Annotated in this window: 13 protein-coding genes, 1 tRNA gene and 1 pseudogene; 13 read left to right on the top strand and 2 right to left on the bottom strand. The window is 68.3% G+C overall.

Features of this window, described 5'->3' with window-relative positions:
- From IPZ69_RS45515 to IPZ69_RS45460, 12 genes and pseudogenes are all read left to right on the top strand, one after another.
- Positions 1-340 (top strand): annotated as a pseudogene (locus IPZ69_RS45515) (DUF2637 domain-containing protein); the annotation flags it as partial.
- Positions 341-359: 19 nt separating this feature from the next.
- A complete protein-coding gene (locus IPZ69_RS45510; protein WP_235460802.1) occupies positions 360-563 on the top strand; it encodes a mobile element transfer protein in 204 nt (67 codons plus the stop codon).
- A 17-nt stretch (positions 564-580) separates the two neighbouring features.
- The gene (locus tag IPZ69_RS45505) at positions 581-736 is read left to right on the top strand and encodes a hypothetical protein (RefSeq protein ID WP_235460801.1); all 156 of its coding nucleotides are present in this window, start codon (positions 581-583) and stop codon (positions 734-736) included.
- A 24-nt stretch (positions 737-760) separates the two neighbouring features.
- Positions 761-1,078, top strand: coding sequence for a SpdD-like protein (locus tag IPZ69_RS45500; RefSeq protein WP_235460800.1), 318 nt, complete (start codon positions 761-763; stop codon positions 1,076-1,078).
- A 92-nt stretch (positions 1,079-1,170) separates the two neighbouring features.
- On the top strand, positions 1,171-1,377 hold the full coding sequence (locus tag IPZ69_RS45495) for a hypothetical protein (protein WP_235460799.1): 207 nt from the start codon (positions 1,171-1,173) through the stop codon (positions 1,375-1,377).
- On the top strand, positions 1,374-1,610 hold the full coding sequence (locus IPZ69_RS45490; RefSeq protein WP_235460798.1) for a hypothetical protein: 237 nt from the start codon (positions 1,374-1,376) through the stop codon (positions 1,608-1,610). The genes IPZ69_RS45495 and IPZ69_RS45490 overlap by 4 nt, the downstream gene beginning before the upstream one ends.
- Positions 1,607-2,020 carry an ASCH domain-containing protein gene (locus IPZ69_RS45485; protein ID WP_235460797.1) on the top strand — a complete coding sequence of 138 codons (414 nt, stop codon included), beginning with the start codon at positions 1,607-1,609 and terminating at the stop codon, positions 2,018-2,020. The genes IPZ69_RS45490 and IPZ69_RS45485 overlap by 4 nt, the downstream gene beginning before the upstream one ends.
- Positions 2,013-2,711 carry a DNA methylase gene (locus IPZ69_RS45480; RefSeq protein WP_235460796.1) on the top strand — a complete coding sequence of 233 codons (699 nt, stop codon included), beginning with the start codon at positions 2,013-2,015 and terminating at the stop codon, positions 2,709-2,711. Before IPZ69_RS45485 ends, IPZ69_RS45480 begins: the two co-directional genes overlap by 8 nt.
- Positions 2,708-4,093: a replication initiator protein RepSA gene (gene repSA / locus IPZ69_RS45475; RefSeq protein ID WP_235460795.1), complete on the top strand. Its 1,386-nt coding sequence runs from the start codon at positions 2,708-2,710 to the stop codon at positions 4,091-4,093. The genes IPZ69_RS45480 and repSA overlap by 4 nt, the downstream gene beginning before the upstream one ends.
- A 16-nt stretch (positions 4,094-4,109) precedes the next feature.
- Positions 4,110-4,283, top strand: coding sequence for a helix-turn-helix transcriptional regulator (locus tag IPZ69_RS45470; protein ID WP_235460803.1), 174 nt, complete (start codon positions 4,110-4,112; stop codon positions 4,281-4,283).
- Positions 4,280-5,653, top strand: a complete 1,374-nt coding sequence (locus IPZ69_RS45465) for a tyrosine-type recombinase/integrase (RefSeq protein WP_235460794.1) — start codon at positions 4,280-4,282, stop codon at positions 5,651-5,653. The genes IPZ69_RS45470 and IPZ69_RS45465 overlap by 4 nt, the downstream gene beginning before the upstream one ends.
- A gap of 31 nt (positions 5,654-5,684) precedes the next feature.
- On the top strand, positions 5,685-6,230 hold the full coding sequence (locus IPZ69_RS45460) for a DUF6083 domain-containing protein (protein ID WP_308407616.1): 546 nt from the start codon (positions 5,685-5,687) through the stop codon (positions 6,228-6,230).
- 113 nt (positions 6,231-6,343) lie between these two features.
- Here IPZ69_RS45460 and IPZ69_RS45455 read toward each other — a convergent pair whose 3' ends face one another.
- Positions 6,344-6,799, bottom strand: coding sequence for a GNAT family N-acetyltransferase (locus IPZ69_RS45455; protein ID WP_235460792.1), 456 nt, complete (start codon positions 6,797-6,799; stop codon positions 6,344-6,346).
- A 295-nt stretch (positions 6,800-7,094) separates the two neighbouring features.
- Positions 7,095-7,166 (bottom strand) — tRNA-Arg (locus tag IPZ69_RS45450).
- Positions 7,167-7,282: 116 nt separating this feature from the next.
- Here IPZ69_RS45450 and IPZ69_RS45445 point away from each other — a divergent pair.
- Positions 7,283-7,867: a response regulator gene (locus IPZ69_RS45445; protein ID WP_374296174.1), complete on the top strand. Its 585-nt coding sequence runs from the start codon at positions 7,283-7,285 to the stop codon at positions 7,865-7,867.
- Positions 7,868-8,133: the final 266 nt, after the last annotated feature.

The following is an 8,133-nucleotide window of genomic DNA, read 5'->3' as shown; positions in this document are numbered from 1 at the left end:
CGGCGGCACCCTGCTCGTCCACGCCGCCGAACCGCCCACCGACCCGGCGGCGCCGACGGCCTCCGCCCTGGACGTCGAACGTGCAGCCGCCCCGACACCTGAGTCGGAGCCGGCCGCGGTTCCTCCCGTCGACGGCATTCCGGCCCTGCCTGCCGCCGACCCGGCCCCCGCCGAGCCCGCCCCGGCCATGCCAGTGCCACCCGCGTTGGTCGCCCACGCCCGCAAGGTCGCCGACGACCACCGCGCCCGCACCGGCAACGAGATCGACCCCGACACGCTGCGCGCCCGCCTCGGCGTCCCTGCGCCAATGGCAGCCGCCATCGCCGCCCAACTCACCTGATCAGAAAGGACATCGACTGATGGGACACCGGTTCTTCCTCTTCGAACGCCTCGTCCGCTACGGCCCCGTCGAGATCGGCCGCGCCCTCACGAAGAACAGCGAGAAGGGCTACGTCGCTTCCTGCACCGCCGATCAGTGCGGCTGGTCGTCCGAATACACCAGCTACGGCGCCGTGTGCGTGGCGGCCAAGGGCCACCGCTGCCGGATTAAGACCAAGCACTAGCTGAAGGGACTCACACCGTGTCCGTGCCGCTGTGGTTCTTCATCGCCTGCATCGCCGTGGCCGGCGTCAAGCTCGCTCGCCCACCGCTCTGGCTCGTGATCGTCCTGCTGATCGGCGGCTACATCCTCGCCAACAGCCTTCTTGCCCCGGCCATCGACCCATTCGTCAAGTAATCGACTGCAGACGGGAGTTGATCCATGTTCCGCCCGAAGATCCCGACCATGCCCACACCGACCGGGCAGGCCACCCCGCCCGCCGTGGTCGCGCCGACCACCACCATCCCGGCCGCTCAGACCCCGCCGCCCGCCCCGGTCGCGCCGGCGCCGACCCGGCCCACGATCCAGCTCACCCCGAGCACCGCGATCGCCCTCGTCGGCGGCGGCACGTTCGTGGTCCTGGTCGTCGGCGCCGTCCTGGTCTCCATGCTCCTCGCGGTCGCCATCACCGGCGCCTCGGTCGCCGTGTGCGCCGTCGTCCTGCGCTCCCTGGTCGCCTCCGACGCGAAGCGACGCTGACCGGCCCCCGGGCGGCCCTGAAACCGCCAAGTCTCCGCCGCCCGGGCGCCGTGCCCCTCTCCGATCCACAAGAACGGGAAGGAACCTCCATCATGCCCGGCCCCAACCCGGCCACGATCACAAGCGCGCGGATCTGCCCGAACTGCGACGGCTTCGCCACCGCCGCCATACCGGCCGGCACCCGCCACCGCGACGGCACCCGCGTCCTGCTCCACGTCGACTGCGGCACTTGCCACGGCGCCGGCACCGTGCCCCTCCGCCCGCGCCTGACCATGGCAGATGTCGAGGTGGCCGCGTGAAGACTCTGACCACCTCGGCCCACATCGAGCCGGACACCCGCTACCGCGTCACCCCCTTCGCGGACCGTGCCTACCCCTTCGTCAGCCTCCGCATCGAGGGCGACTTCGTCGAGATCGCACTGCTCGCCACCCCTGGCGCCTCCGAGGCCCTGCGCAATCTCGCCGCGGCAGCCACCGAGGCAGCCGGCTTGCTGGATGCCCTGGACGACGACACGGCGGGGGTGGCCGAATGACCCACCCCAAACCCGTTGAGGTGCGCGCCCTGACCGTGTGGCAGCCGTGGGCGTCCGCCATTGCGTACGGAACCAAGCGGATCGAAAACCGGCGCTGGGCCACCGACTACCGCGGCTGGCTGCTCATCCACTCCGGCGTCACGATCGACCCCGCCGCCAGGTACGCGGTCATGGCCCGCCCCTTCCTGCACCGCCCGCAGCCGGCCGGCGCCGTCCTCGGCTGGGCCCGCCTGGACGACTGCCACGAAGACGACGGCATGTGCACCCTGTGGTCTGCCCGCGGGCAGTGGCACTGGCACCTCACCGACGTCCGTCGCCTCCACCGCCCCGTGTCCTGGTCCGGTGCCAGCGGCCTGTGGACCCCCGCCCCCGACCTCCTCGACCTGGTGCGGGAGGCGGCCCATGCCTGACCTCGGCCCGCGCGTACTGGACCTGTTCTCCTGCTCCGGCGGGGCTGGCTGGGGCTACCACCTGGCGGGCTACGCCGTGGATGGCTGCGACATCGCCGACCGCCCTCGCTACCCCTTCCCGTACAACCGCGGCGACGCGCTGGAGTACCTCGCCCACCTGATCGACACCGGCGACATCGAGCGCTACACCCTCGTGCACGCCTCCCCGCCCTGCCAGGCCGGCTGCGCTCTCACCGTGGGTACCAACCGGTCCCAGGGCTGGGGCGGCACCCATGAAGACCTGGTGGCCCCCACCCGCGTCCTGCTCGATCGAACCAGCCTGCCGTATGTGATCGAGCAGCCCAACGGCAAGGCGAAGATTCGCAAGGACCTCACCCTGTGCGGCGAGATGTTCGGCCTCGGCGTGCTGCGGCACCGCAACTTCGAACTCGGCCGCTGGGCCACGTCACGGCCGGTCCACCCCAAGCATCGCGGCTACGTGCGCGGCTGGCGTCACGGCATCTACCGCGATGGCCCCTACCTGGCGGCGTACGGGGAAGGCGGCGGCAAGGCCACCATCTCCGAGATGCAGCAGGCCATGGGCATCACCTGGACCCACGTCCATGAAGAGCTGACCGAGGCGATCCCGCCCGCCTACACCCGCTGGATCGGCACCGCCTTCCTGACCGCCCGTCAGGAGGTGCTCGTATGACCGACACCGCTACCCTGACCGGCCTCGATCCGACCACCCTCGGCGACCTGCTGCGGGTGGCCTCCGCTCCCGACTTCGACCGCTGGCAACATCAGATCCACCGCACCGGCGGCTGCGCCGACCCCATCCACCTGCGCGGCTGGACGGTCCGCGTCGACAAGACCACCGGCGAGACCCTCCACCGCTACACCAGCCATGGAGAACCGGGCGGCCGGCTGCGCATCGCCTGTGGCAACCGCCGCGCCTCCCGCTGCCCCTCCTGCGCCTACATCTACGCCGGCGACACCTACCACCTCATCCGCGCCGGGCTCGCCGGGGACGACCGCCGGGACATCCCCGTCGCCGTCCGGGATCACCCCCGCGTCTTTGCCACCCTCACCGCACCCTCGTTCGGCCCGGTCCACAACCGCCCCGACCACGGACACTGTGGCTGCGGCCGTCGCCACCGCGAGGACGATCCCGTCCTTGGCACCGCCCTTGATCCGGACGCTTACGACTACGCCGGTGCGGTGCTGTTCAACAACCACGCCGGCGACTTATGGCAGCGCTTCACCAACCGGCTCCGCCGCGAGATCGCCAAGCGCGCCGGCCTCACCCAGCGCGACCTCTCCGAAGCCTGCCGGGTCTCCTACGGCAAGGTCGCCGAATTCCAGAAACGCGGCGCCATCCACTTCCACGCCGTGGTCCGCCTCGACGGACCCGATGGAGCCGACTCGGCACCGCCCTTCTGGGCGAGCGTCGACCTGCTCACTGATGCCATCCGGGCCGCCGTGAGGCACTCGTACACCAGTCTGCGCATCCCTGCGATCGGCGACCAACCTGCCCGCACGCTCCGCTGGGGCCGAGAACTCGACATCCGTCCCGTGAAGGCCTTTGGTGACGGCTCCGACCTCACCGAACAGGCCGTGGCCTCCTACGTTGCCAAGTACGCCACCAAAGCCGCCGAGAACACAGGCACGCTCGACCGCCGCATCGGTGAACTCGCCGAACTCGACCGCCACGGCGTTCCCGACCACGCTCGCCGCCTGATCACCGCATGCTGGGACCTCGACACGCTGTACCCGGACCGGCGGCTGTGGGCCTGGGCGCACATGCTTGGCTTCCGCGGCCACTTCTCTTCGAAGTCCCGTCGCTATTCCACCACTCTTGGCGCCCTCCGGCAGGTACGGGCCGACTACCGGGCCGCCCAGGAACGCGAAGCGCTCGGCCTGGACGATCGCGAGCCGGACACAGTCCTCGTTCTTGCCGACTGGCAGTACGCCGGCCATGGCCACACCCCCGGCGAATCGGCCCTCGCCGCGACCATCGCCCGCGACCTCCAGCTCAACCGCGAAACCGCCCGCGAAGCCCTACAAGAGCAACTCGTCAGGAAGGAGCGTTGACGTGAAAGACGAGTTGATGACTGTGCTGGAGGTCTGTACCGAACTCAAGGGCATCTCACGTCGGACCTTCTACCGCTGGCAGGAGCTTGGGCAGGCACCGGATGCCTTCAAGCTGCCCAACGGCGAATGGCGCGTGTGGCGCAGTGACTTCAACGCATGGCTGAACGCCCGAGCGAGGGCCACCGCATGAGGTCTCTCGACGTGAAGGTCTGGGGCGTTCGAAAGAGGAACACCAAGAAGTCGTCCTATGACGTCAGATGGACCGTTGCTGGCAACGTGTTCTCCGATCAGTTTCGCACCAAGGGGCTTGCGGACCACTACCGCGCCAAGCTTCTCCGCGCTGCCCGGGACGGCGAAGAGTTCGACACGGTCACCGGGCTGCCCGACTCGATGATCGAAAAGGCCCCGTCGGCCACCTGGTACGCCTTCGCTCTGAAGTACCTCGCCATGAAGTGGCCGCACGCGGCGCCGAACACGCGCAACGGGATCAATGAGTCGCTGACCGCCGTAACCATGGCTCTTCTCGACGACCGCCCGGGAAGGCCGTCCGATGATCTGCTCAGGAAGGCGCTGCGTAATTGGGCCTTTGTCCTGCCTGGTCCTGATGATCGCGAATTGCCGACCGAGATCGCGAACGCCTTGCATTGGGTCGCAAAGGCTTCGCGCCCTCTGTCCGACCTTGGCGACGCTGCTATCGGTCGGGCGATCCTGGACTCGCTCAAGCTGAAGCTCGACGGGACGGCGGCGGCTGCGGAGACGGTTCGGCGTAAGCGTCGGACGCTCGTCAATGCACTGCACTACGCCGTGGATCTTGGGGAGTTCAGGGAGAACCCGATCACTGCCATTCGATGGAAGAAGCCGAAGGTAGCCGGTGAGGTGGATCCCCGCGTAGTCGCCAATCCGGAGCAGGCTCGGTCCCTGTTGACCGCGGTCTCGTACATCGGCGGATACGGCCGGGCGCGTGGTCGTCGACTCGTCGGCTTGTTCGCCTGCATGTACTACGGCGCCTTACGCCCGGCTGAGGCAGTCGGCCTCACCAAAGCAGACCTGAAGCTGCCGGAGACCGGCTGGGGGACAGCCCTGCTGAACCGCACGCGCCCTAGTGTCGGCAAGCAGTGGACGGACTCCGGTGAGACCCACGATGACCGCGGCCTGAAGAACCGGCCAGCCGAAGAGGTGCGGCTCGTGCCCATCCCGCCCCAGCTCGTCGCCATCCTTCGGCAGCACCTCGACACGTTCGGCAGCGCGGAGGACGGGCGACTGTTCACGAACGAACGTGGGGGAGTGGTCGGCTCCTCGACCTACTACCGCGTGTGGCAGGAGGCTCGGGCGCTGGCGCTCCCGCCGGCCGCGGTCGCCTCTCCGCTCGCCGCCCGGCCGTACGACCTCCGACACTCGGCCCTGTCGACCTGGCTTAACTCCGGGGTGGACCCGACCGAGGTCGCCGAACGTGCGGGCAACAGTGTTGAGGTCCTGCTGGGCCGCTATGCCAAATGCCTCGATGGACGCCAGGAGATTGCCAACCGCAAGATCGAAGAGTTGTTGCGCGAATACGAGTGATCTCGCACATAGGCGTTAGCCCCCAGCCTGCATGGGCCGGGGGCTTCGTCGTGTCTCGGCCGTGTGCCTTCGGCCGTTGGTTGCTAGTTGCACCTGCCGGGTCGCGTCCCATTTCATGGATGGACGACTGCCGCAGGCGTCCCGTCCAGTTCGCGGTCTACGCATACGCCGTCGGGCTGCCGACCCTCACGATATGGGGGTTTTAGAAGAGGGGCCGCGCAGGCTGGGAGGTGGGCAGTCGCGCTGCCTGTACTGCGGCCTGCCGGCGGATCGCGTGGCGACGCTGGAGCAGGACTGGGTGTTGCTTGAGCCGGACATGAATCCGCTGGCCCATACGGTGCCGGCGGAGCATCGCTGGATCGAGCTCTCCGACGGTCGGGTAACCGTCTACGGAGTGTGTCCGCCGGATCCGTTTCAACGGTGCCGTATCGAGCATCGGCTGGCCTGCTCGGCGCAACCGAAGCCGGATCTCTGGCCGTGGTTGACGACGCTGCGAGCGGAGAACGGGCGGCGAGTGGAGCGGCAGGCTGACCCGGAGCCGCCAGAGCCTCCGGAGGAATGGCCGGATGCGGGGTAACGGCCGCTTGAGGCAGACATGAAGGCTGAGGGGCATCGATTTCCAGGAGTCCAGCGGCTTCTTCGTCATCTGACCAACGGAGGCCAAAACCGTCCGCCGCTACCCGTATGAGCTCACCGAGCGGGGAAGACCAGCCTCAGAACGATCTCGCCGTCGTCGATCTCGCCCGTAGGCTCGAACCCGAACTTCTGGTAGAAGGGCCACGGTTCGCCGTCGCCGGGATCGTAGCTGGTCAGCAGCTCGGTGGCGCCGTCCGCGCGAACCAGGGCGGCGATCTGTGTGAGCGTCTCGCGGCCGATCCCTCGCCTCTGGTGCCGCTTGTCGACGAGGAGGCGCCAGATGAAGTGCCGCCCTTTGTAAGGACCAGCCGGCGGCTTCCACGACAGCATCACGAAGCCGACCGGCTCGTCGCCGCGGTACACGGCGCGGTACCAGGGATTGGCCTCCGGCTTCTTTGCCGCCTGCTTGAGCGACTTGGACACGGAGGCGACGAACTGCTTCTGGTCACGTCGGACGCGGAGGGCACGAACGGCATCCCGGTTGTCGTCGGTGATCTCCCGCAGGTGCACGCCCGGGGACCTCATGCCACACCTCTTCCTGCATCCGGCGGCTACGCCATGACGTCAGGTTGAACGCCTTCGCAGCGTATTCGACGCAGTGGATCTGGAGTGGGACTGGCACGCCGGGCTGTGTCCGCTCGGAGGTAGCTGCTTTGACCTGGGCAGACGCTCCAAGATCCTGTCCACAAATAGTCCACAGACCCTGTCCTAGGGCCGCTCAGCGCTGCATATGGCTGCACATACGCGAAGACCCCGTCCTCAGCGTTCTCGCTGGTGGCGGGGTCTTTGGGCACCTCATGCAGGGTGCCCCCGGCAGGATTCGAACCTGCGCACACGGCTCCGGAGGCCGTTGCTCTATCCCCTGAGCTACGGGGGCGTGTCGGTTGGAGCTGTTTGCTCGCGGCGACGGGTAGAACACTACCAGCTCCTTCGGGGTGATCAGGAACGGGTTTCGGAGGTGGGGTGGGAGTGGGTCGCTCGCAGGGGGTGGAAGTGGGCAAAACCCGGACGCGGTGGCCGGTCCGGACCTACTCTCGACTTGTGCCGGGCGCGTCGGGTCGGGTGCTTGTTGTAGACGACAACAAGGTCATCCGGCAGCTGATCAGGGTCAACCTTGAGCTGGAGGGTCTTGAGGTCGTGACCGCGGCCGATGGTGCCGAGTGTCTGGATGTGGTGCATGAGGTGCGGCCCGATGTCGTGACGCTGGACGTCGTCATGCCCCGGTTGGACGGGCTCCGGACCGCCGCTCGCCTGCGCGCCGATCCTCTGACCCGCCACCTTCCCCTTGCCATCGTCAGCGCCTGTACGCAGCACGAGGTCGAGAGCGGTCTCGACGCCGGCGTCGACGCCTTCCTTGCCAAGCCCTTCGAGCCCGCCGAACTCGTTCGCCTCGTCCGTGACTTGATCGAACGAGGGAAGGCGGGGGAGGGGAGTGAGTTGGTCGAGGTGGTAGGTGCAGAGGATGCGGAGGGCGGGGGTGGCGGTGTGGCCCTCGGGGGTGTTCTTCGGGCTTCTGGCGGCGACGCTGAGCGTTCGGCCGAGCGCTCAGCCGAGCGTGCTGGTCGGTCCGGCGCTTGATTCGTCGATGCGTCGATGCGTGCAACCGTGGAATCGTGGACCCGTTCGGGTTCGGCCGCGTCGGCTTCGGGAGTTTCGGCGGGCCTTCGGCTGATTCTGAAAGTTCCGGGCGCGGCGCGTTCCAGGGGGATCTCTCCCGGGCGTTGTCGTTGGTCGCCGATTCCCCGAGTTCTTGGCTTCGCTCGAACAGGGGGACCTCAATCGCGTCGATGCCCTCCGCCGGCCTGTAGCTGCACGCTTCCCCATAGCCGCACGCTTCCCCAAGC

It is taken from the genome of Streptomyces olivochromogenes, assembly GCF_021538895.1.
Lineage (GTDB): Bacteria > Actinomycetota > Actinomycetes > Streptomycetales > Streptomycetaceae > Streptomyces > Streptomyces olivochromogenes_A.
The sequence above is the reverse complement of the archived record's forward strand: the minus strand, read 5'-3'. Positions and strand labels throughout refer to the sequence as shown.